The organism is Formosa haliotis (assembly GCF_001685485.1).
In the GTDB taxonomy this organism is placed as follows: Bacteria; Bacteroidota; Bacteroidia; order Flavobacteriales; family Flavobacteriaceae; genus Formosa; species Formosa haliotis.
The window spans coordinates 3,958,471-3,983,133 of record NZ_BDEL01000001.1; the positions used below are offsets into that span (position 1 = coordinate 3,958,471).

A 24,663-nucleotide genomic window follows, 5' to 3' on the forward strand; every position below is an offset into this window, starting at 1 on the left:
AAAAATATGCTTAAAACACGATCGATCGAAGCTAAAAGGCTTCATTTTAAATTCAATTACAAATGAAAAACATTAGCCTACTTATTTTCTTTTTAATAGTCAGTTTACCCCTTCTAGCACAACCAGATGCTGTTTATACTAGTGTGAATTATCACACAAAATTAAATTTAGATTATCCGGCAGAACGATACTATACTTTAGTGTTTAAAGGTAATAAGTCTAGTTATATCGAGAAAGAATCTATTGAGGTACCCATACCTAACAGTAAAACAATGGATTACACAAATCATGAAGAATCGGAGATTTTTTATGTAAATAGCGTAGAAAAAACTTTACATTTTCAGGAGTATATAGATTCTAAAAAATATTTAGTAACAGCTAACTTCCCAAAAATTAAATGGGATATTACTTCTACAGTTAAAGACACAGTTTTAGGACATTTGTGTAATAAGGCTGTAGGCAATTTTAGAGGCAGAATCTATACCGCTTGGTATACCCCAGAGATTCCCGTGCCTTTTGGTCCTTGGAAGTTTCAGGGCTTACCCGGATTAATTTTAAAAGTAACAGATAGTTTAAATCAGGTTGATATTACGGCAACACGATTAGAGTTTAAGACCTTGAATACGCAAGATGAAAAATTTGATTTACCAACAGATTATAAAAAAATAATTGATGAGAAAACATTTCTAGACATGCGGTTTACATTTAGGATGGAACAAATAAAACGAATTCGGGCAACCATGAGTCGGGAAGCTAAGTTAGGACCAATCAATATAAAGACAGATAGAACCAATCGTTGGGAGAAATTTTACGAGTGGGAAACCGAGCAGTCTACGCCGAGTAAATCGGAGTAGAATTATACCATCTATAATTGCTTAAATTCAAATTGTTTTAATTACCTACGCCCCAAAACCAATTACTTAATGCCCAAAACCACTTGCAGAACTTTTGCCCAAATCAGTATTATTGTTGCTATGTTGTTGTATCCGTATTTCGGGTCTGCGCAAACTACAATTTCTGGAACGGTAACAGATAGTATAGGCGCCTTAGCGTCGGTAAATATTTTATTAAAAGATAAAAGTGATGCTTTAGTAACTTATGGGTTTTCTAATGTAAATGGATCTTATGCTATAGAAGATATAGATTCTGGTACGTTTGTTTTAGAATTTTCGGCACTAGGCTATCACACCAAAAAACTTCCAATAAATTTAACTGCCGAGGATAAAACGGTTCAATTTAATGTGGTTTTACACGAAAAAGCTATGGCTTTAGATGAGGTTTTTATTGCGGCCGAAAAACCCATTTCTGTACAAAAAGACACCATTAGGTTTAAAACTAAATACTTTACCAACGGTACAGAACAAACGGTAGAAGAGTTACTAGAAAAAATACCAGGGTTAAATATAGATAGTGATGGTAAAATAAAAGTAGGCAATCAAGAGATTGAAAAATTAATGGTCGATGGCGACGATTTTTTTGAAAAGGGCTATAAAATATTGTCAAAAAATATGCCTGCGTATGTAATTGATGAAGTCGAGGTTTTAAAAAATTACTCGAATAACCATTTACTAAAAGATGTAGAAGACAGCGATAAGGTGGCTTTAAATTTAAAACTCGATGAAAGTGCAAAACGTATTTGGTTTGGTAACATACAAACCAGTTTAGGTAACGATAATTTTTACGAACTAAAAGGAAACTTAATGAACTTTGGGAAGAAAAATAAATATTATTTTTTAACCAATTTAAATTCGATAGGGAAGGATGCTACAGGCGACATTCAAAATTTAATTAATCCGTATCGCTTAAATGACCCAGGGCATATTGGCGACAACCAAAATGCAAATACACTTATAAATTTGTCGGAAACACAGCTAGATTTTAAAAAAAGCAGAACCAATTTTAACAATGCCGAATTGGTATCATTAAATGCTATTTTTAATCCGACCGAAAAATTAAAAATTAAAGCACTTGGTTTTTTTAATTGGGATGAAACCAATTTTTATAGAAAAACTACCGATGTTGTTTATGCTAACGGTACCGACTTTATTAATACCGAAGATTATAAACTAAGAAAAAAAGCTAAAACTGCTTTTGGTAAGGTAGATGCCACGTATAATATTTCTGAAACCGAAATGTTGGAAAGTACTACCAAATACAATATAAGTACCTATCAAGACGGTTCTAATTTAGTGTTTAATGGTTTAAATACGACCGAAAATTTAAACGACAAGAACACACGTTTCGATCAGCGTATAAATTACACCAATAAGTTTAAAGACAAACGTGTGCTTTTGCTCACCGGGCGGTTTATAGACGAAAACACACCACAAAATTATAGTGTTAATCAATTCCTTTTTCAGGATCTTTTTCCAGATGAAAGCACAGCAAATAATGTAAAGCAATACAGTGCAAGCCATATGCAATTTGCTGGAATTAATGCACATGTACTAGATAGAAAAGAAAACGAAAACCTATTCGAGATACAACTAGGAAATACCTTTAGAAAAGATAAATTAAATACTGCATTTTCATTATATGATGAAAACGTACTATTAGAAAAACCTACAGGTTACCAAAATCGAACCATGTATACGGTAAATGATTTGTATTTAAAAAGTAAATACATTCTAGATTTAAACGCATTTAAAATAATAGGAAAATTAGATTTACATCAGTTATTTAACGGGTTAGAGAATAATGAACATTCAGATAATCAGAGGCCGTTTTACGTCAATCCAAGTTTATAGGTTTAGATTGGAAGATAAACAACAAAAACAAGGTAAACTCTACCTATTCTTATAACACCACAAATGTTGGTGTTTTAGATGTGTATAGCGATTATGTATTATCTAGTTTTCGTTCGTTTTCAAAGGGAACATCCGGATTTAATCAGTTAGATGCCTCTAGTATTACGGTTAATTATATGTTTGGAAATTGGAGCGATCGTTTTTTTGCAAACACATTTTTTGTGTACACCAAAAATCATGATTTTCTTTCTACACAAAGCGTTGTAGAACAAAATTATTCTCAATCAGAAAAAATACGAATTCATGATCGATCCTTTTTCACCATCAGTTCTAAGCTCGATTATTATTATAAATCCATATCGTCTAACTTAAAACTAGATTTAGGCTATACTAAAAGTGAATTTAAAAATAGTGTAAATAATTCTGCTCTACGACAAGTTACCTCTCATAATTACAATTATGGATTCGAATTACGCTCTGGATTTAAAGGTCCTTTTAATTATCATTTAGGAACAAAATGGATAACATCGAGGATAGAAACTACGATTACAAATTCGTTTACCGATGTGGTTAGTTTTATAGATTTAACGTTTATGTTTTCAGAAATTGTTGATGTGCATTTACAGTCGGAACGGTATTATTTTGGAAGCTTAACCTCAAAAAATGAATATTATTTTTTAGATTTTGAAGCGAATTATCAAGTCATACAAAGTAAATTAAAATTAAGGCTTACAGGAAAAAATTTATGCAACACAAAAAGTTTTAGAAATTATACAGTAAGCGATATTGGGACATCTTCAACCGAATATAGATTACTACCAAGATTTGTACTTTTAGGTTTGGAGTATAGATTTTAGTTTTTTTGTTTCAGGTTCTTCAGGTTCTTCAGGTTCTTCAGGTTTCAAGTTTCAAATCTTCAAATTAAAACCTCTTCAAATTTTCAATTCAATTATTACATTGCTCCATTAATACATTGAATAATTACTACATTATTTCATTACCCTTAGTTATTTTCAAGATCGCTAATATGGTGTTCTAAAGCTTTTACAGAAATCTGGATTTCCATAATTAAAAGCGCCAAAGACAGTATAAGTAGTAGTAAAGCCAAACCAAAAACATATACTGCTATGGTTTGCTGGTTTATATAAATAAGAAACATAGTTAGTACGCAAAGTAATAAACTTAAAATACCTGCAATTTGCATAGCACGCGTAAGGTAAAGACGTTTTTTAATATTCTTAATTTGTTTCATAAAACGCTCGTCTTTCTTCTCAAGATATTTGTCGTGTAAACTTCTAACCACGGCTGCATAGGCCAAAAAACGATTGGTGTAGGCTAACATAATTAAGGAAATTGCCGAAAATAAAAGTGCAGGTGTAGTTAAAGTCAAGTCGTTCATGAAAATGAAATTTTGTGCAAATTTAGTAAGTTCGGTGGATTTAAAAGAATTCGCGAATGAAATTTGGATGATTGTTGTGGTTTAAATAAAATAAATATTAGAATTCAACAAAAAAAAAGCCTGAGATATACCCAGGCTTAAAAAGATTTAAATTTAGTGAATTACTTATCCTTGAGATAAGTCATCATCATTACTTCCACATTCTCCTAAAGTGTCGTTAGGGTGCTGTAAAAAATGCGCAACTGCTGCTGGTGCAGCCACTGTAATAGTATGCGGATTGTGATCCACATTGTGACAAATGGTCACTTTTGTTTGACCTAAAATAGCCAATGCACCCGCAAAAAGCGCAATTCCAAGACTAATTCTTGTTTTCATATTAAATAGATTTGGGGTTAATAGATTGTAATATTATATAAAAATATGTTAAATTTCATGGAATAATGCAATTTTTCGATGACTGACACTTTAAGCTAAATTCTTTTTAGTGCAAATGGATAGACTTCTTTTGGTTAGCGTTTTTTTATAGTTTTTTAGTATCTTTAGTAATGCAAGAAGATTTTCTACATTATTTATGGAAATATAAAAAGTTTGATACCCAACAGTTGTATACGGTTTTAAAGGAGCCGATTCAACTACTTCATGTTGGGCAACATAACTTTAATTCTGGTCCAGATTTTTTTAATGCACAACTTAAAATAGACAATCAGCTTTGGGCAGGAAATGTAGAGATTCATGTAAAGTCATCCGACTGGTATGTGCATCATCACGAAATAGATTCGGCTTACGACAATGTTATTCTTCATGTGGTTTGGGAGCATGATGTCGATATTTTTAGAAAAGATAATTCGGTTATTCCCACTTTAGAGCTAAACACCATAGTGTCTAAATCGGCATTACAGGGGTATCATAAATTGTTTTCTACTTCGGAAAAATGGATATATTGTGAACACGATTTTGCTTCGGTTGATGATTTTATCCTTCAAAATTGGTTAGAACGTTTGTTTTTTGAGCGTTTAGAGCGTAAATCAAGTCAGATTGAATCCTTATTACAGGCTTCTAAAAACAATTGGGAAGCGGTATTGTTTAAATTGCTAGCAAAAAACTTCGGATTAAAAGTTAACGGAGATGCTTTCTTCAGTATAGCATCATCTATAGATTTTGGTATTGTTAGAAAACTTCAATCTAAAGACACCCTGCTAGAAGCTGTTTTGTTTGGGCAAAGTGGTTTGCTAGATACCGATGTAGAGGATGATTATGTTAACACACTCCGTAACGATTATAATTTTTTACAACAGAAATTTGGTTTAAGCCGGGAGCATGTTTCGCCGCTTCAATTTTTTAGATTAAGACCTCCAAATTTTCCAACTATCAGACTATCGCAATTAGCCCGTGTGTATGCTACCCATCAAAATTTGTTTTCAAAAGTAATAGAAGCGAAAAGCAAACAGGAGTTTTACGATTTGTTTTCTGTAAGCACTTCTTCATTTTGGGATACGCATTATACGTTTCAAAAGGCATCAAAAGCAGTGAAAAAGCGTACTAGTAAAAACTTTATCGATTTATTAATTATCAATACCATAATCCCAATAAAGTTTAGTTTCGATAAACTATCGGGGAAACCTCAAACCGAAATTTTGCTCAAGCTCATTTCAGAAATAGATCCCGAGCAGAATGCTGTGGTTAAAAAGTTTGAAGCATTAAAACCTATTTCAAAATCTGCCCTACAAACACAAGGGCTAATTCAGTTAAAAAGTGAATATTGCAATTTTAAAAAATGCTTGCAATGTGCCGTAGGAAATACCATTTTAAACCGATTTTAAGTATATTGCAGCATGAAATTTTTTTATAAGATTTTACTTTACTTTCAAAAACGTGGTTTTTACGTTTGTCAACGTATCGCAGATCGCATAGGGATGCGTGCCAAAGTAGTGAGAACATCTTTTATTTACCTCACTTTTGTAACTGTTGGCTTTGGATTTGCTTTGTATTTATTTTTGGCTTTTTGGATGCGAATAAAAGATTTATTGTATACCAAAAGATCCTCTGTGTTCGATTTGTAAGTGCTTATAAATTTCTTTTTAACACCTTTCGTTTTAAAAAACGAAATATTTTTAGCAACTTGTGGCGCTTAAATAGCGTCCAACCCTAATACTAACTAACATTAACACAATTATGAAGAAACATCTTCTTTCGTTACTTACCTTAATTTTACCCATTTTAACATTTGCACAAGAAACAACCTCCCAAAAAATAGATACTGTTTTTAAAGATTACACAGGTTGGTTTGTTGAAGCCATTTTTTATGAAATTCCATTTTCAGAAAACTTTCAAATTCCTTGGGTACTAATTGTATTAATCGGAGGAGCAATTTACTTCACAATTTATTTCAAATTTATAAATTTCACCGGATTTAGAACCGCCATAGATGTGGTTCAAGATAAATACCATGATATAGAAAAGCATGGTGCCGATACCTTGTATGGAGATGTTACTCCAAACGACCATGCCAATATTATTGAAACTTTAAGAGACGATAGTGCCGAAGGAGAAGTGTCGCATTTCCAAGCCTTAACAGCAGCTTTATCGGCTACAGTTGGTTTAGGAAATATCGCCGGAGTTGCCGTAGCTTTATCTATTGGAGGGCCAGGGGCTACCTTTTGGATGATTGTTGCAGGATTTTTAGGTATGGCTTCTAAATTTGCAGAATGTACTTTAGGGGTTAAATATCGCGATGTTGGCGAGGATGGAACCGTATACGGTGGACCTATGTATTACTTGAAAAAAGGACTAGGCGAAAAAGGATTTGGTGGCTTAGGAAAAGTACTTGCCGTAATCTTTGCCGTCTTTGTAATTGGAGGTTCTTTTGGAGGAGGAAATATGTTTCAAGCCAACCAAGCAGCCGCACAATTTGTAAAATTATTTGAAATAGAAAGTGCGAATGGCGGATTGTATTTCGGATTAGTAATGGCTGCTTTAGTTGCTGTTGTTATTATTGGAGGTATTAAAAGAATTGCTTCGGTTACCGAAAAAATTGTGCCTTTTATGGCAGGTATCTATGTACTCGCTTCTGTAATTATTTTGGTAGCAAATTATAGCCATATTGGAGATGCATTCATGTTGATTTATGAAGGAGCATTTTCAGGATTAGGAATTGCTGGTGGATTGATTGGTGTTATGATTCAGGGGATTCGTCGTGGAGCCTTCTCTAACGAGGCAGGTGTAGGATCGGCAGCCATTGCCCACTCGGCAGTGAGAACTATATATCCTGCGAGTGAAGGAATTGTTGCTTTATTAGAGCCTTTTGTAGATACGGTTGTAATTTGTACCATGACAGCTTTAGTAATTATTATTACGAATTTCGATGGACAATTTATGGAATATGGGGTGCCAATTACCGAAGGTGTAGAGCTTACTGCTACAGCGTTCGATAGTGTGATTCCGCATTTCTCTATTGTACTTACCCTGGCTGTTATTTTGTTTGCCTTCTCTACCATGATTTCGTGGTCGTACTACGGTATGCAAGGATGGGTTTACTTATTCGGAAAAGGAAAAATTACAGATTTAGTTTATAAGTTTTTATTCTTATTATTTGTAGTGGTAGGAGCCTCTATTAGTTTAGGAGCGGTTATCGATTTCTCTGATGCAATGATTTTTGCCATGGTAGTTCCAAACATTATTGGTGTGGTTTTATTAACGCCTATAGTGAAAAAAGAATTAAATAAATATATGAAAGCAATCGCGAAGAAAGATGATGCGATTGAAGAAGGATCAGCCGATTTTACCGATCATATGTAACATACTTTTATGAAAACATTCAAATCCCATATCATGTTCTCGAAACAACAGCGATATGGGATTTTTTTATTACTTTTTATTATCGTAGTGCTACAATGTGTGTATTTCTTTTGGACTCCGAACCCCGAAGATATTCAAGTTGATAATGCGGAGTTGGAGCACTTTCAAAAGGAGATGGATGCTCTTAAAGCTTTAGAAAAAGAAAAAGCTAAACCTAAATTATTTCCGTTTAATCCCAATTATATTACAGATTTTAAAGGCTATAGTTTAGGAATGTCTAATGAAGAAATCGATAAACTTCACGCCTTTAGGGAAGAGGATAAATGGATTAATTCAGCTGAAGACTTTCAGAAGGTTACAGGAATTTCAGATTCATTATTACAAGAATTATCACCCTATTTTAAATTTCCAGATTGGGTTAGTTCTCAAACTAATAAAACAGAATCGACCTCTGTTAAACCGAAAAAACCACTTAGTTTCGAAGCTAAATCCGATTTAAATACTGCCTCTCAAGCACAGTTGCAACAAATTTATGGCGTGGGCGAAAAGTTATCGCAACGCATTATAACCTACAGAAATAAGTTTGAAGGTGGGTTTATAGACGATGTGCAATTGTATGGAATTTACGGTCTTTCTCCTGAAGTTATCGAGCAACTAAAAGCAAAATTTACGGTAAAAACGCCACGTGTGGTGCAGAAATTAGATTTGAATACCGCTGAAGTTAGCGATTTGGTAAAAATTGAATATATAGATTATCCGTTGGCTCATAAAATCATTGAATATAGAACCTTACACGAAGGCTTTACAAATTTAGAAGAATTGTTAAAAGTTAAGAGTTTTCCAATTCAAAAATTCGATATAATTAAGCTATATTTGGCGCTCAATTAATTCTGGTAGTCTGGAATAAAACACACGAACTATATGAATACTATGTACTTCACCGAAGAGCATGAGTTGTTTAGAGAAAGTCTTCAAACCTTTTTAAAAAAGAAGTTGTTCCGCACATCGATAAGTGGGAAGCATCAGGAACTATAGAACGTTTTATTTGGAAAAAATTTGGAGATATGGGCTTTTTCGGATTGAATTATCCTGAAGCTTATGGCGGATTAAATTTAGATTTGTTTTATACGGTAATCTTTCTGGAAGAATTACAAAAAATAAACTCTTGTGGGTTTGCTGCAGCGATGTGGGCACATGCTTATCTGGCCATGACGCATCTTAATAAAGAGGGAGACGAACATATTAAGCAGAAGTATTTAGCACCAAGTGTTGCTGGTGATAAAATAGGATGTTTGTGTGTCACAGAACCTTTTGGAGGTAGCGATGTTGCAGGTATGCGTACAACTGCCGTAAAAGAAGGAGATACTTACGTTTTAAACGGATCGAAAACATTTATTACCAATGGAATTTATAGCGATTATTTAGTTGTTGCAGCAAAAACAGATCCATCAGAAGCGCATAAAGGCATTAGTATGTTTGTTGTAGATCGAGATACTCCAGGTATATCTGCTACAAAATTAGATAAATTAGGTTGGAGAGCTAGCGATACAGCAGAAATTGCTTTCGACAATGTGGTTGTTCCTGCGTCTCAGTTAATGGGCGAAGAAGGGAAAGGTTTTCCGTATATCATGCAACACTTTGCATTAGAACGTTTAATTATGGGAATTAATGCCCATGCCCGAGCAGAGTATGCCTTAGAGTACGCACAACAATATATGAGCGAGCGTATGGCATTTGGTAAAACCATAGATAAATTTCAGGCATTGCGCCACACTTATGCCGAATTATATGCAGATATGACGATTTGTAAAACGTTTAATTATACTGTTGCTTATCGTTTAAATCAAGGGGAATATGTGGTAAAAGAAGCAACCATTTCTAAGTTGAAATCGACTAAAATGGCAGACGAAGTCATTTATCAATGTTTACAATTTTTAGGCGGATATGGCTATATGGAAGATTATCCAATGGCACGTTTATTACGAGACAGCCGTTTAGGACCAATAGGAGGCGGGACTTCAGAAATCTTGAAAGAAATTATTTCTAAAATGGTGTTAGACAAAAAAGATTATAAGCCAGCAACCTAATTCAAATCTGGTTTAAAATTTTGATGTACAAACGATTCATATCAAATTGGCATCACACAATAAAGTATTATATTAATGGTTAAATTATAAAGATTGAATATGAATTTCATCAACAAAACATATAGTTTAACCATTTTAATGTGTTTGTTCTTTTTGTCTTCGTATGCGCAAACAGAACTAAAAAATAAAATCGTCGATTTTAATACGCTTGTGCCTATAGAAAGTGCAAGTATTTACGTTAAAAATACAACGATAGGAACCATAAGTAATGCCGATGGTAAGTTTGTGCTTTTGGTTCCCAATGCCATGGCTAACGATACGCTTGTTATTTCCTCTATTGGGTATAAAAGTTTTAAAACTCTTGTTAAAGATTTCGATAATACGGCTGAAATTTATCTAGAAGAAGATATAGCAGCTTTAGACGAAGTGTTACTGGTTGCAGATACTCGTCCGAAAACTGGAAACGAAATTGTGCAACGCATGATTGAGCGGTTACCAGACAATCTTCCCGATTTTCCTTACCTAGAAAAAGGATTTTTACGCCATAAAGAACAGAATAAAAAGGAATTTAAATGGCTTATAGAAAGTGCCATTACACTTTATGATTCTAGTGCACAATCTAAAGCATCCGAAAATTTAAAAATCAATGTTGACGAAATGCGTAAAAGTTACGATTTACGCGATGTAGATAGTTTGTTAGCCTACACGGCCTATTTAAAACAACATGGGAATAAGAATTTAAAAGCGGCTAATTTAAGACGCGATACTATTGAAACTGCCTCCTTAGTAAAGGCCATTAAATGGAATGATATTAGAACAAACGGATTGCAAAATTTATTTGGAGGGAAACTGAATCTTATCCGGAATACTAATGCGCCACGGGCCTTGTTTGGCGATCAGGTATTAGACTTTCATCAATTTGAATTGGATACCGTTTTGGTTGATAATGAACGTAAAATTTATAAGATTAAAATCTTGAAAGGAAGCAAGCATATCAATCTTGAAACCAAGGGGATTTTTAATGATGGTTATATAGCCAACGGTTGGATTTATGTGTATTGGGATACCTATGCGGTTAAGAAAATTGAATACGAATTGATTGCCGATTCCGACGCTCAAAAACAAGAAGTCGTATTTTGTTTGATACTCAAATCAATCATAAATTGGTAATGACCTATATGGAGTATGATGGTAAAATGTATATGAATTACATTTCTTACGAATCTCCTAAACTGGTTAATGTGGGCTCTAAAGCTCCAAAATCTGACGATAAGGAAGCCGAGCAACGGGCAAAAGACGAACGCTATTACAAAACCGTACAGGAAATTTTATTTACTGAGATTATCTTAGATCCAGAACAAATTGAATCTAAATTAAACCGTGGTTGGGATGCCAATATTTTTGCGATTAAGCCATATAACAAGCATTTTTGGGATAATTATAATACCCTTTTAGAGAGCGAAGAAGACGAAAAATTAATTCAGGATTTAACCCAAAGGTCGTCTTTGTACAAAGAATAAATCATACAACTTCGTGTCCTTACTTTGTAGGCCTAACGACTTCCGATGCAAATTTTAAAAGTTCAACAAAGCGGTGTTCGTCTAAATCTTCTAAATTTTTAAGCGGAATAGAACGCACTTTCTTTCGTTTATTGCAATCTTGTAATTCAGGGAAATTGGCTTCTAATAATACGCCATGCATAAATACAACATCCACGTAATTAGTTCCTTTTAATACATTTAAAAATATAAATGGCTTTTTATAATGATAATAAAAAGGCAGTTTATAACTGTATTTTTCTTCAATATGTGGTAAGGTTTTTAATATCACACTGCGTACATACAGCATTATAGATTGGTACGGTTCGAGTTGTTTTAAAATATGAGCTTCTGCGGGATTCAACTGTAATTGGTGTTTTAAATGTTAAAAATAATCATATTACCTTCTTATTATCAATAAACTACATAAAAAACATTGTTTTTATTTAAAATAAATATAAATAAGCTTTGTTGTTCGAAGATGCTAACATATTTTTGCAGCAAAAATTCAACTATTAATAACTAGTCTAAATAACAACAATGAAAATTATATTCAGTTTTGTAGCCTTATTGTTCACCTCTTTGGTAATAAACGCACAACACTTAAAAGTAGACGGGATTATTTCGGATGCAGAAAACAATCCTATAATTGGAGCAAATGTTATAATAAAAGAAAGCACGCATGGTGCCCAAACCGATGTAGATGGTCGTTTCGAGATAATCAATCTTGAAGCGGGTCAATATATTGCTATGGTGTCTTATTTAGGGTATAAAACTAAAGAAGTTCCTTTTAGTTTATCTAACTCAGACATGACACTACCAACTATCGTACTTTACGAAGGTCAAGAAATTTTATCGGAGGTGGTTATAGATGGTAAACGTCGTAATATGTTTGCTAGAAAACAAACGGCTTATGTGGCTAAATTACCTTTAAAAGATTTAGAAAACACACAAGTATATTCTACAGTAACAACAGATTTATTAGAATCTCAAATCACAACAAATTTTGAAGATGCTTTAGATAATGCAACAGGAATTCAGCAATTATGGACCTCTACAGGACGAGGTGGAGATGGTGCAGGATACTACTCATTACGTGGGTTTAGTGTGCAACCTCAATTGGTAAACGGTGTTCCAGGTTTAACAAATGGTACTATTAATGCAGCAAATATTGAACGTATCGAGGTGATAAAAGGACCATCGGCAACCTTATTTGGTAGTACAGTAACCTCTTATGGTGGACTTATAAATGTAGTGACAAAAAAGCCTTACCAAGGTTTTGGTGGTCAAATTTCGTATACCGGAGGATCTTATGGTTTGAACGTAATTACGGGAGATTTTAATACGGCTCTAGATAAAAACGACGCTATTTATTTTCGTTTAAACACATCTTACCATACAGAAGAAAGTTTTCAAGATGCCGGATTTAGAAAATCGTTTTTTGTGGCACCTTCACTTTCTTACCGTGTAAATAACAAATTATCGTTCTCTTTTTATGGGGAGATATCGCAATCGGAAAAAACAAATCCAACCATGTTATTCTTAAGTCGTGCTGGCGAAATGCAATATAAAGATTTAGACGACTTAGGTTACGATTACAAAAAATCGTACACAAGTAATGCGCTTACGCTGGAAAATCCGACACAAAATTACCGTGTAGAAATGGATTATAAACTTTCAGACTCTTGGAACTCTCAAACATTAGTTTCTAAAAGCTCAACATCAACAAAAGGGTATTATACCTATTTATACGATTTAACCGGCGAAGGTGTGTTTTCTAGGTTTATGAATAAGCAAGACGCCATTACACAAACTACAGATATTCAACAAAATTTTAATGGAGACTTTAAAATTGGTAAGTTAAGAAACCGTATGGTTGTTGGATTCGACTTTTATACCGTAACCGGAATTGACAATGGTAGTGGTTATGTTGGTTATGGCGCTGTAAATCCTAAAGCAAACGAAGAGCAAGATGGGTTTCCGTTAACAACGGCTGGAGCCGATGCGGCTTTAGCAAGTGCGGCGATAAACAATATTAAAACACGCTCTAATGTCTATAGCGCTTATATTTCTGATGTGTTAGACATTACCTCAAGATTATCGGCAATGGCAAGTGTACGTTTCGATTTATTCGATGAAAAAGGAGACCTAACTACAGATGATGATAATTACGACCAATTTGCTATTTCTCCTAAATTTGGGTTATTATACCAACCGTTAAAAGATAGACTTTCTGTATTTGCTAACTGGCAAAATGGATTTACAAACATTGCACCGCAACTTGTAGGTGACCCAAGTATAGGTCAAGAATTAAAAACCTTTAAACCAGAAGAAGCTAATCAAATCGAGTTTGGAGTTAAAACAAATTTCTTTAACAACCGTTTAAACGCCACTGTTAACTATTATAGTATATTGGTAAGTAATCGTTTAATGACAGATCCTAACGATGTTTTTGGAAAAATTCAGGATGGAGAAGTATCTAGTAAAGGTTTCGAATTAGAAATTAATGCCAACCCTGTAAACGGATTAAATATTCGAGGTGGATTTAGTTATAACGATAGTGCTGTTGAAAAATCTAGTAGCGAGATTGCTATTGGCGAACGTCCAGTTGAAGCTGGATCTGATATTACGTATAACCTATGGGCCGATTATCTTTTTGAAGAAGGATCGCTACATGGTTTTGGTATTGGTGCCGGATTTAACGGCGCTAGCGAACGCGATATTATAAACGCTTCTGGTTATGCTTCTGGAGTGTTTACAGTACCGAGTTATATTGTTGCAAATGCATCTGTGTATTACGCTGCAGATAAATATCGTGTAGGTTTAAAGTTAAATAATATGTTTAACGAAGAGTATTATAATGGTTGGTCTACATTAACACCGCAACAACCTAGAGCAATTTTAGCTAATTTTGCATTCAAATTTTAAATAACAAATACATGAAAAAATTAATCTTAACATTCGTCTTTCTAGTCCTTATAGCTACGCCCTCTTTTGCACATTATCTATGGGTAGAAACACAAGCAGAAGGTGAAGTAGGAAAAGCACAAAACGTAAATGTGTTTTATGGCGAGTATACTAATGGGGTTTTAGAGCAAGTAGAAGGGGAATACTTTCCTGCGGTAAAAGCATTTACCTTATGGGTAGTAGATGCCAATGGTAAGAAAACCAAATTAGATGTTACAGCTAAAGCAGATCGTTATGTAGCCGCTTTTACACCAAAACATAATGGCACGTATACCATTGTATTGGACAACGATGATATTGATGTTATTGATTATTCTGAATACGACTTCGGAATTTTTAAAACCCATTACAATGCTTCTGCAGTTATTCAGGTAGGTCCTAAAAAAGCCAATACCATAAATACCAATGAAACAGGAATGTCTGTAATTGAAATTGATAACCATTCTGAAGATGTGAAACTACAAGTGTTATTTAAAGGAAAACCGTTGGCTGAAACAGAAGCTGAATTGTTTATTGCCGATAATTGGACTAAAAAAGTAACTACAGATAAAGATGGCTATATTTCTTTTAAACGTCCGTGGAAAACAAAATATATTATAGAAGTTACTAAAAAGGAAGAAGTTCCTGGAAAATTTAAAGGTAAAGATTACGAGTTTATCTGGCATTGCGCTACATATTGCATACAATAAACGTTTAGAAACAACTCTGAAATTAACCCTTTCAGGGTTGTTTTAATTTAAAGAACACATGATTACAATAGCAATTCTTATTTTAGTTTTAGCATTTTATATGCTGTATACTACATCAGAAAAAATGCCTTCTGATGCAGTGTTTGGAATCGAAAAACATATTGTCGAGCACAGAAAACCTTCAAAATTATTAGCTGTTATTCTACTCATAGTGTCTTTAATAGTATTCATTATTCAGCTAGGTAAAGGCTCTGGTACGTTTATGTTTTTTATTAGTCTTATGACCTTTGGAAGCTTAATCGTGTTACTAGTTCCATTAAAACTAGTACATTTTAAAAGTGTTGTACTTTTTGCCGTTCTTTCCTTTTGTATTGAATTTTTATTCGTTTAAATCATGCCAGCAAACAAAAAATATTTAACCACATCTGAATGGCAACGTTTTGCCAAAATATCGGCAGGTTTTTTAGGAGGGTATTTAGTAACTATGACGTTGCATATGGCCTTATCGTTTTGGTTAGACCATACAAGTGTGCTTATTACAGCCACTTTTACCGGATTTATACTTTGGGCTATTTTGTTAGTCCTTGCATTTTTGGCAAAAAACGGATGGAAAATATGGGGTGTGTATTTACTACTTACTGGAGTATTTTCAATAATCATTTATTTAGGACGCATTTACAATCCCATAGTTTAATTCAGCATGAGCGATAAAAGAACTTATAATATTTTATTTCATACGCATACCGTAAGTGGAATCGTAATTAGCGTAGCCCTTTATGTCATCTTTTTTACCGGGTCGTTTTCATTTTTTAGGGACGAAATTGTAAACTGGGAACGTAACCATACTGTAGAACCTACAGAAACCATTCAACTAGATTTCGATACAGCTTTAGATTCTTTAGATGCCAGTTTAAATTTATACGGAAGAGATCTCGAGTTATCCAAGCATTATGTAGAACGAACCATTGGTGTGTCGCTTTCCAAATCTAAAGATACCTTAGCAAATCCTGAGACCAATACTTCAAAATACTTAACTCTAGATTCTAAAAATTACGCCCAAAAGTCTTACGAAGAAAATTACACTTTAGGCGAATTTCTGTATAGATTACATTTCTTTGCGCAAATATTCTATCCGTATGGGTATTACTTGGCCGGCTTTGTGGCGTTCTTTTTCCTGTTTGCTATAATTACAGGGGTTTTAGTGCATTGGAATAAAATTGTATCCAATTTTTATACGTTTAGGCCATTGGCCAAACTAAAAACAATGTGGACAGATGCACACACGACTTTAGGGATTATTGGTTTGCCTTTTCAGTTTGTGTATGCCGTAACAGGAGCTTTTTTCATGATTAAAGCCATTTTAATTGCGCCAAATGTGATGTTCCTTTACAATAATGATAGTGCTACGTTCTATAAGGATTTAGGCTATGCACATCCGGAATTTGAATATACAAATTCACCTATTACAACAGATTTTAGTGTAAACACCTATATTAAGAAAACGGAGGCGCTTTGGCCAGATTTTGATATTACACAAGTTCATGTTTTTAATTATGGCGATGAAAATATGCATGTGTTAACCGAAGGGCATTTAAAGTATAAAAACAAATTTACGTCGCCAGGTGAAACCATTTATAAAGTAAGTACAGGCGAACTGGTTCATCAAAAAAATCCGTATGAGAAAACCACGTATTTAGATGCTGTTAAGAATGTGTTTTATAGAATTCATTACGGCGATTACGGCGGATTTGCTTTACGAATAGTTAGTTTTGTACTCGGAATTATCTCCTGTTTTGTAATTATTTCTGGGGTTATGATTTGGTTGGTAGCTCGAGATAAAAAGAATGTACCTGAAAAGAAAAGACGTTTTAACGAAAAGGTGGTTAGAATTTATCTTGCTATTTGTTTAAGCATGTACCCGATAACAGCTTTAAGTTTTATTGCTGTAAAAGTATGGGCTCCAGTAAGCCAATCGTTTATTTATAATTTTTATTTTATTGGTTGGTTACTTTTTATTGTTGCCTATATCTTAAAAAAGGACAATAATTTTACTAATAAAAACACCTTGTTACTAGGTTCTATTTTCGGGTTTTTAGTTCCTGTTGCCAATGGTATATGTACTGGAAATTGGTTTTGGAAAACCTTCTTAAATCAGCAATTACAGCTATGTTTTATAGATATATTCTGGATAATCCTAGCATCAACAACACTTTTCGTTTATTTTAGAATCAGAAAGAAATAGGATTCTTTATTTAAGGTGTTCAGACCAAATAGGGAAGGAGAGAGGATAGGAGTTTTGGGCTAATGTTTAGAAGCTTTTTACTTCGTTTTTAATTCAGACAAAAATTTAGGTTCGAGCACGAGATTATAGTAATAAGAAAAAGGAATCTTATACTTTTTTCAGCGAAATTAGCTTAATGAAACGGTATAAAGTTGGTCGGTTTATCTGTTTTTCTCCTGAATATTTCTAACGATAGATGTTGCGACATTACGAGGCATAAACCGCGGTAAAGTAGCAAGAAATTTATTGAATCCGCCAGGGATGGCAACAGATTTGCCTTTATTCATGGCTTTATAACCGTAGGCTGCCACATCTTTAGCCGTAGCCATATTAAAAGTGATTTTGTTTTCGGTTGTTCCGCTAGACACGACTTCTTGAAACGAGGTTTTTGTAGGGCCAGGGCATAAGGCCGTAACCGTTACACCAGTGCCTTTAAGTTCGTTAGCTATGGCTTCAGAAAACGATAACATGTATCCCTTTGTGGCATAATATAAGGACATTAAAGGTCCGGGCTGGAAGGCTGCCAAAGAAGACAAATTAAGAATACGACCAAATCCACGCTGTACCATGCCTTTTAAAAGGAGTTTGGTTAAATGAGTCGTTGTTAATACGTGTAAATTTAGCATTTGTGCTTCGCGTTCCCAATCGGTAGTTGCAAAGGTTCCAAACAAACCAAATCCGGCATTATTTACAAGAACATCTATTTCTGTTTCTCCAAGTTCGGTTACAATTTCCTGCGATATATTTACCTGACTTAAATCTTTGGCCATAGTTCGTACATTCACCTTGTAATCCCGTTCTAAATAGACCTTAGCTTCATTTAATTTTTTTGCATTGATATCCACTAACACCAAGTCATAATTATCCTTTGCAAATAAAGGAGCCAATTCTAATCCTAAACCAGAAGCACCTCCAGTTATCAATACCGTTTTTGTCATTATGTTATGTTCTTTCCTTAATTATTCCTTGCCGTCTACAAAATCTTGTAGATAAGCGAAACGTGGTGTAAGCTTTCCGTTTTCTGTCATTTTTGCACGCTCTAAAACACCATCTTCATCATTATTAAAGAAAGCAGGAATAACACTTTTTAGAAACATTTTTCCGAAACCTTGACTGGCATCTTTAGGCAGTTCGCAAGGCAAATTATCAACAGCCATGACGGCTATAGCATCGGGATTAGTAAAATCGACTTCGGTTTCGGTTTGTGGATTATAGCCATATATCGGATTTTCTATAGTTGAAGGTCGAATAGTTGTTGCTACCGGTCCGTCGATATCACAGCTTATATCTGCCACGACTTTTATATTAAAGTCAGCCGATTTAGCATCTTCTCTTGTAAATAAAAACGGAGCTCCATCTCCATAAAAATGCCCTGTAATAAGCATGTCTGATACAGAAGCAAATCGCATAAAAGTCGATTCGTAGTGTTCTGGATGTTTAAAGAAATCTTTAAGGGGTTTTACCTTCCCGTCTATACGTCGATTATAATTTAAAGAGTCAATGTTGCAATACACAGGCTTAGAGAAGCTTTTTGTTAAGTAGTCGTCTATGCTAACTTTAGAGATTTTAAGAGCTTCTAAGGTTTCTATTGCACCATGTGCAACTTTGCCATCACCCGTTAAAAGGATTTTAATATTAGGCACTCGAATTTTAGTTAACTGAGCATTTAATGCCTTTTGGTCGGTTAAAGTGTTAGCTTTTGGCAGCTTCCAAGAATCAAATTTAAGCCCCCAGGTTCTAAAGGCATTATAGGCACCAACAATACCGGCGAATCGTCCGAAACCAATTAGCCGTATGCCCTTAGCATCTGTTATAGTTTCGTGATCGTAAAGTGTAATGTTTTTTTCTAAAACAGCTTGTAAAAGTTTTCTGTTATAGGGTTGTTTTTTTATAGTATGCGAAAAGAAAAAATACGATTTATTTGGAATTAAATATTCTACAGGAACTTCTTTAACCCCTATAAAAACATCGCAATCTGCCACCTCTTTAACAACAGTAAAACCTGCAAGTTTATAAACTTCGTCGGGGAAAATGCGGATTTTAGATTTTTCAACCTTAAAACTCGCCTTCGGATATTGTTGTTTAACTTGTAATAACGTTTTTGGTGTAAGTACTACACGCCTGTCTGGCGGGGTTTTACGTTCTTTGATAATGGCAAATTTCATGATAAGGCGTTTACAGGTCTGACAAGTTATGCCATGGCATAACTTTTGCACTAAATTACATGGAATTGCGAGTTTAAACAAATTTTTTAATAGCTTTGCAATCCGATTTTTTTCTTATGGTTTATAAGATGATTAGGAAGTGCATTAAGGATTGAAGCGGCATCCTTTTTAATTTCAAAATTAAAAAGATATAGCGGAAAGCCTGACCCGATAGGGGAATGCCATAATACTTACAACAATGGGGTCGACTGGTTTTGACAGCGAGATTTATTGAACGGTAAGCACGTCGTGTAATGATTTTGAAACACGTAAAAGGCTAGATCACACTTTTAAACGGCGAGAATAACTACGCTTTAGCTGCTTAATCCGAATTATAGTAGGATTGGCCTAGGCACACAAGGTGTGCAAGCTTTATGTCTCCGGAAAGCCTTGATTGACGGCGTTCCATTTTGAGGCATCGTAAATGTCAATATAGAAAGTAAGGCGCTTCGAATTACTTTTGAACCTAAAGAAGATAAGTTAAAAGTAGGTTGTCTTTAACCAGCTTTTAATCGAAAACCCAAGAAAAGAATAAGCGTGTAGAAAGCCCTTTGGTAACTTGTTTGGACGAGAGTTCGATTCTCTCCGACTCCACTTTTAGGTTAACAAAAACCATTAAAACCCAGTAAAATCAAGGATTTTACTGGGTTTTATTTATATTCACTAATAGTTAAACATTGTATTCTTAATTTTTATTTTGTGGTTTGCTTCTTAAATTCAACTCTACTGTGTGAAATTTGGAAGGGACAAGGTATTTTATACAATTATTTATAAGGCCTATTATTTTGGTTTTTTTAATATAAAAAGCCCAGAATTTATAATAACTCTGGGCTTTTATTTTCTATTAATTAAAATCGTATTTTACGAGTACTTTATTTTTTAATAAACTTGATAGTTTGTTTAGTTGTATTAGTGAAAACTTCTATAAAATACATTCCATTTTGAAAACGTGATACATCTATTTGGTGCTTTAAAGTTTTAACACCAATCTGCTTATTAAGAATTAATTTACCACTTATATCGTATACATTTAGCTTACTAATATTTAATTTACTAGTTACATTTAGAACATTTTTCACAGGATTTGGATACACTTTAAAAGCGTTTTCTAAAACATTATCCTCGACAGTTAATCCATTATTTATAGTATAAGTTATGATTAATTGTGGGGCTGCCGTTCCATCGAAAGCTTCAGCTTCACGTTCTCCGCTTCCTGAAAATATAAAGGTCATGGCGTTTAACAATTCCCAGCCTGTTTGGCTTAGTACCTCTTGAACTAAAGGTGCTAAATTTGGAGTTCTTTGTTTTTCGTCTGCATTACCTATGTCTTCTGAAGTCCACTCTGGAATTTCAGTCCACTGTACCACTTCATTTCCTAATGTTCTTGATGAAATATTTTTATTTTCAGAAGTAAACATGGCAGAATTAGCAACCGCTTCTGCACGGATTTCTAAATTAGTAACATTATCGTTATCATCATCTGTGGTAAACTGAATATATGCATTGCTTATTTTAGCATTTGCCGGTAATTGAATTCCTTCGAATCTTATACCAACATACTGATCTGTATCACCACTTTCAGCAATTAATTCTAAATCACTACTTGTAATATCCATTATTCCAGTAGAAACTTCTTCTTCTGCGTCGTTATTAGAATGATTAACCTGATACGTTAGCATTCCAGAATTTTCTATTCCCACACAATTACAATTACCATCTTCTACATCGAAACTTGTGTTTGGATTCCCATCGTCACAGGTAGTACCTAGAGGGTTACATGGAGAAATATAAAACAGTTTTAATACTGGTGCGGCCGAACCATCTTTAGCTTCAGCAACTCGTTTTCCTGAACCAGAGAACATAAATGTAATGGCATTTCCTGAAGTCCATTCGGTTTGCGACATAATTTCTCTAACAATATCTGTAACATAAGGTGTGCGTTGATTAACTCCCGCTTCACCTACCGTATCCCAAACAGGAATAGAATTCCATGCTACAGATGATGAGGTTAATGTTCTTGATGATATATTATTTTTATCTGAATTGAACTCTGAACTCGTTGCTGTTAGCTCGCCATGAATTAATAAATTTGTAGGATCTTCTTCCATATCATCTTCATCGGTTTCGAATTGAATATAGGCTCTGTACAATGTAGAACCTTCTGGAAATTGCACCTCATTAAAACGAATACCTACAACTTGATTCGCTCCGTCATAAATTAATTCTAAATCAGAACTTGTTAAATCGACTTCACCAGTCTCTAAATTCTCTTCAGCATCATCATTAGAAAGTAATACTAGATTTTCTTGTTCCGTACTATTTGAAGGAATACCAGCGCAATTACAAGAACCATCTTGTTCATCATTAATTGTAGAATCATCGCCATCATCACATGGTGTTCCTGCCACATCACAGGTATTACCCAAAATACTGTAAGTCACTACTAATTTTGGAGCACCCTCTGCAGACCCATCAAAAGCTTCAGCGGTTCTTCTACCTTCTCCTGTTATAAAAAATGACATGGAGTTATAAGGTTGCCAATCGTCTTGATCTACAATTTCTTGAACTATAGATTTTAAATTTGGAGTTTCCTGATCATTTCCAGATTCTCCAACTGTATTCCAAGCAGGCACATTAAACCAGTTTACGGTAGCTGTTGTTTGGGTTCTATTGGTAATATTATTTGCGGTTTCAGCAAATGTCATACTATTATTAACCTTTTCTCCATGAATAACTAAATTGGTAGCATCGCTAGAAGTTTCATCAACAGTAAATTGTATCCTTGCATTTAATATGGTTGCACCTTTAGGTACTAAAATATTATTAAATCGCACACCTACAGTCTGGTTAAATTGGTCTGCAAAAGAATCGTATACCAGTTCTAAATCTGAGCTATCCGAATACATAGCACCACCGGTTTCTGCTTGTTCGGCATCATCACTACCTGTATTCACTTGAAAAGTAAGCGTGTCTTCATCTTTAATTCCTATACAGTTACAATTTCCATCTTCTAAATCGATAGTTGTTGTTGGGTCCCCATCATCGCACACCGTCCCTGCAGGGTTACAAGGTATTTGATAAAATAATTTTAAGACAGGAGCAGCATGTCCTTCGAATGATCCTGCAACGCGTTTTCCTGAACCAGAGAACATAAATGTAATGGCATTTCCTAAAGTCCATTCGGTTTGAGAAACTATTTCACTAACTATATCTGTAACATATGGCGTTCGTTGATAAATCCCAGATTCTTCTGGAGTTTCCCAAGGTGTAATATCATTCCATACTTTTGAGTTTTCCGTTAAAAGGCGAGATGAAATATCTTGTTCTGAAGACATGAACGCTGTACTTGCTGCCGATAACTCTCCATGAATCGTTAAATTAGTAGGGTTGACTTGGCTGTTTTCTGCGGTTTCGAACTGAATATATGCTCTGTATAAAGTTGCGCCTTCAGGAATATTTACATTATTAAATCGAATACCTACTACTTGATCTGCGCCATTATTTATAAGTTCTAAAGTTGAACTTTCTAAAGTTACCGTTCCTGTTGAAATATCCTCTTCGGCATCATCTTGACCTGAAGCTACAGGGATTGATTTTTCTTCTAATTCTGTATTTAATAGTCCCACACAATTACAGAAACCATCTTCCTCATCATTTACAGTATCAGGATTACCATCATCGCAAGCGGTACCAACTATAGGACAAGGATTGTCTACAGTATTAGATATTTCTACTATAGATCCTGTTTCTGGAGAAAACACATTTAGGTTTTCTGGTAAAATAAACGGGTTGGTGTTTGCACTAGCCATTTCAGTAACATCATTGGCATTATTTACATTAATAGTGCGTAGTTCAATTTTTTGTTTGTTAATAAAGATTACTTTAAATTGGTTAAAAGACCCCGAATTTCTTGTCCAGCTTTTATCGTCATTATTTGGTCTTAGTGGAGCTCCCCAACAGCCTTCGCCAGTATATACCGTTCCTTTTTCTTCATCGACTACAAAACCTTCATCATTCCCAGGAGCAGAAGAAGGCCTAACAGGCCAAGTGGTTTTAGCGGTATGAGAATCGCTATCTACGACTAATCTTATATTTTGTTCATAAAATAAATGTGCCCAAGCGTTGTATTCGTTATTTCCTTCAGATTTTCCACTAGTATGTGGTCGCATAGGCTTATGGTATTGTGCCATTTTCCAAGTTAAATGCTCAGAATTGGACAAATCTGTTTTTAACCAAGTTAATTGGTCGCCTAAGACAGAAATTTCAGTATTTAAGGTGTAGGTTCTAATTAAATCGTTACCCCAAGTAATGGCATAATACGAATTTTCATTTCTTGTATCGAACAACTCGTAGACAGATGATGCTGATTCGTGATTTCCACGCGCCGGTACTATAGGGAACATTCTCCCGTCTTCTGCTGTGGTTAATTGCCAGTCGTCGAACCATTCTTGCCATTCTGTATTCGTGTCATCATCGGTCATATCTCCACCAAAGAACACAGCGTGTGGTTTTAATTTACTAACTAATTTATTAGCATTTTGTCGTGGCTCTCTATTATTTCTTGAGTCCCCACCAGCAATAAAAAATAATCTACTATCATCAGCCGGGGCTGTTTTAAACCAAAATCTTTTACTTACGCCTTCACTATCAGCAATCACAAAAAAGTAAATCGTATTTGGGCTAAGATTAGTCAGTCTAGAAAACTGATTATTCATCCCTTTAGCGGTAGTAGAATGATCTACAGTTTTGGAGAAAGGATAAGATTCTGAATTAGTACCAAAATCCTCTGTTCCATAATATACAGTGGCATTGTTTCCAGATATCTGATTCCATGCCACTGTAATTGTTGTTGCTGGATTATCAAAAAGTATTAACCTGTATTTATCGTTATTGGCTTTACCATACCATGTAAAAGCTAATAAAAACATTAATAAAAAGGGTAGTTTTTGTTTCATA

Annotated in this window: 20 protein-coding genes, 1 other RNA gene and 1 pseudogene; 16 read left to right on the forward strand and 6 right to left on the reverse strand. The window is 34.4% G+C overall.

What is annotated here, in order from left to right; all coding sequences use genetic code 11:
* Positions 1-62 precede the first annotated feature (62 nt).
* The 3 genes from A9D35_RS16730 (at position 63) to A9D35_RS19755 (ending at position 3,604) form a co-directional block, all read left to right on the forward strand.
* Positions 63-854 carry a GLPGLI family protein gene (locus A9D35_RS16730; protein WP_066225143.1) on the forward strand — a complete coding sequence of 264 codons (792 nt, stop codon included), beginning with the start codon at positions 63-65 and terminating at the stop codon, positions 852-854.
* Positions 855-923: 69 nt separating this feature from the next.
* Complete coding sequence (locus A9D35_RS16735; protein WP_369692189.1) at positions 924-2,747, forward strand: carboxypeptidase-like regulatory domain-containing protein; 1,824 nt, start codon at positions 924-926, stop codon at positions 2,745-2,747.
* An 80-nt stretch (positions 2,748-2,827) separates the two neighbouring features.
* A complete protein-coding gene (locus A9D35_RS19755) occupies positions 2,828-3,604 on the forward strand; it encodes a hypothetical protein (RefSeq protein WP_369692190.1) in 777 nt (258 codons plus the stop codon).
* 146 nt (positions 3,605-3,750) lie between these two features.
* Here the strand turns inward: A9D35_RS19755 and A9D35_RS16740 are convergent, their stop codons facing one another.
* Both A9D35_RS16740 and A9D35_RS16745 read right to left on the reverse strand, forming a co-directional pair.
* The gene (locus tag A9D35_RS16740) at positions 3,751-4,146 is read right to left on the reverse strand and encodes a DUF2721 domain-containing protein (RefSeq protein ID WP_066225144.1); all 396 of its coding nucleotides are present in this window, start codon (positions 4,144-4,146) and stop codon (positions 3,751-3,753) included.
* A gap of 165 nt (positions 4,147-4,311) precedes the next feature.
* Positions 4,312-4,521 carry a hypothetical protein gene (locus tag A9D35_RS16745; RefSeq protein ID WP_066225146.1) on the reverse strand — a complete coding sequence of 70 codons (210 nt, stop codon included), beginning with the start codon at positions 4,519-4,521 and terminating at the stop codon, positions 4,312-4,314.
* A gap of 170 nt (positions 4,522-4,691) precedes the next feature.
* Here A9D35_RS16745 and A9D35_RS16750 point away from each other — a divergent pair, with 170 nt between their 5' ends.
* The 7 genes and pseudogenes from A9D35_RS16750 to A9D35_RS19315 all read left to right on the forward strand — a co-directional run bounded on the left by A9D35_RS16750 (position 4,692) and on the right by A9D35_RS19315 (position 11,548).
* Positions 4,692-5,966 carry a DUF2851 family protein gene (locus A9D35_RS16750; RefSeq protein WP_066225148.1) on the forward strand — a complete coding sequence of 425 codons (1,275 nt, stop codon included), beginning with the start codon at positions 4,692-4,694 and terminating at the stop codon, positions 5,964-5,966.
* A 12-nt stretch (positions 5,967-5,978) separates the two neighbouring features.
* Complete coding sequence (locus A9D35_RS16755; RefSeq protein ID WP_066225152.1) at positions 5,979-6,206, forward strand: PspC domain-containing protein; 228 nt, start codon at positions 5,979-5,981, stop codon at positions 6,204-6,206.
* 112 nt (positions 6,207-6,318) lie between these two features.
* The gene (locus A9D35_RS16760; protein WP_066225153.1) at positions 6,319-7,941 is read left to right on the forward strand and encodes an alanine/glycine:cation symporter family protein; all 1,623 of its coding nucleotides are present in this window, start codon (positions 6,319-6,321) and stop codon (positions 7,939-7,941) included.
* Positions 7,942-7,950: 9 nt separating this feature from the next.
* Complete coding sequence (locus tag A9D35_RS16765; RefSeq protein ID WP_066225154.1) at positions 7,951-8,829, forward strand: ComEA family DNA-binding protein; 879 nt, start codon at positions 7,951-7,953, stop codon at positions 8,827-8,829.
* 33 nt (positions 8,830-8,862) lie between these two features.
* Positions 8,863-10,028, forward strand: a pseudogene (locus A9D35_RS16770) (acyl-CoA dehydrogenase family protein).
* A gap of 99 nt (positions 10,029-10,127) precedes the next feature.
* A complete protein-coding gene (locus tag A9D35_RS16775) occupies positions 10,128-11,198 on the forward strand; it encodes a carboxypeptidase-like regulatory domain-containing protein (RefSeq protein WP_235817916.1) in 1,071 nt (356 codons plus the stop codon).
* The gene (locus tag A9D35_RS19315; protein ID WP_235817917.1) at positions 11,165-11,548 is read left to right on the forward strand and encodes a hypothetical protein; all 384 of its coding nucleotides are present in this window, start codon (positions 11,165-11,167) and stop codon (positions 11,546-11,548) included. Before A9D35_RS16775 ends, A9D35_RS19315 begins: the two co-directional genes overlap by 34 nt.
* 19 nt (positions 11,549-11,567) lie before the next feature.
* On the opposite strand, the gene A9D35_RS16780 is transcribed toward A9D35_RS19315, so the two are convergent.
* The gene (locus tag A9D35_RS16780; RefSeq protein ID WP_066225155.1) at positions 11,568-11,930 is read right to left on the reverse strand and encodes a DUF1801 domain-containing protein; all 363 of its coding nucleotides are present in this window, start codon (positions 11,928-11,930) and stop codon (positions 11,568-11,570) included.
* 176 nt (positions 11,931-12,106) lie between these two features.
* Here A9D35_RS16780 and A9D35_RS16785 point away from each other — a divergent pair, with 176 nt between their 5' ends.
* Genes A9D35_RS16785 through A9D35_RS16805 form a run of 5 tightly spaced genes read left to right on the forward strand, consistent with a single transcriptional unit; the run spans position 12,107 to position 17,464 of the window.
* Positions 12,107-14,494 carry a TonB-dependent receptor gene (locus tag A9D35_RS16785; protein ID WP_066225157.1) on the forward strand — a complete coding sequence of 796 codons (2,388 nt, stop codon included), beginning with the start codon at positions 12,107-12,109 and terminating at the stop codon, positions 14,492-14,494.
* Positions 14,495-14,505: 11 nt separating this feature from the next.
* Positions 14,506-15,222 carry a DUF4198 domain-containing protein gene (locus A9D35_RS16790; protein ID WP_066225159.1) on the forward strand — a complete coding sequence of 239 codons (717 nt, stop codon included), beginning with the start codon at positions 14,506-14,508 and terminating at the stop codon, positions 15,220-15,222.
* A 58-nt stretch (positions 15,223-15,280) separates the two neighbouring features.
* A complete protein-coding gene (locus tag A9D35_RS16795) occupies positions 15,281-15,613 on the forward strand; it encodes a hypothetical protein (RefSeq protein ID WP_066225161.1) in 333 nt (110 codons plus the stop codon).
* Positions 15,614-15,616: 3 nt separating this feature from the next.
* Positions 15,617-15,916: a hypothetical protein gene (locus A9D35_RS16800; RefSeq protein ID WP_066225163.1), complete on the forward strand. Its 300-nt coding sequence runs from the start codon at positions 15,617-15,619 to the stop codon at positions 15,914-15,916.
* A gap of 6 nt (positions 15,917-15,922) precedes the next feature.
* Positions 15,923-17,464, forward strand: coding sequence for a PepSY-associated TM helix domain-containing protein (locus A9D35_RS16805; protein WP_066225165.1), 1,542 nt, complete (start codon positions 15,923-15,925; stop codon positions 17,462-17,464).
* Positions 17,465-17,664: 200 nt separating this feature from the next.
* On the opposite strand, the gene A9D35_RS16810 is transcribed toward A9D35_RS16805, so the two are convergent.
* Both A9D35_RS16810 and A9D35_RS16815 read right to left on the reverse strand, forming a co-directional pair.
* Complete coding sequence (locus A9D35_RS16810) at positions 17,665-18,441, reverse strand: SDR family NAD(P)-dependent oxidoreductase (RefSeq protein ID WP_066225167.1); 777 nt, start codon at positions 18,439-18,441, stop codon at positions 17,665-17,667.
* A 21-nt stretch (positions 18,442-18,462) separates the two neighbouring features.
* Complete coding sequence (locus A9D35_RS16815) at positions 18,463-19,668, reverse strand: NAD(P)-dependent oxidoreductase (RefSeq protein ID WP_066225169.1); 1,206 nt, start codon at positions 19,666-19,668, stop codon at positions 18,463-18,465.
* Positions 19,669-19,908: 240 nt separating this feature from the next.
* On the opposite strand from A9D35_RS16815, the gene ssrA reads away from it, so the two are divergent.
* Positions 19,909-20,304: a transfer-messenger RNA gene (gene ssrA / locus A9D35_RS16820) on the forward strand.
* Between the two features lie 275 nt (positions 20,305-20,579).
* Here the strand turns inward: ssrA and A9D35_RS16825 are convergent.
* Positions 20,580-24,662: a T9SS type A sorting domain-containing protein gene (locus tag A9D35_RS16825; protein ID WP_066225170.1), complete on the reverse strand. Its 4,083-nt coding sequence runs from the start codon at positions 24,660-24,662 to the stop codon at positions 20,580-20,582.
* Position 24,663: the final 1 nt, after the last annotated feature.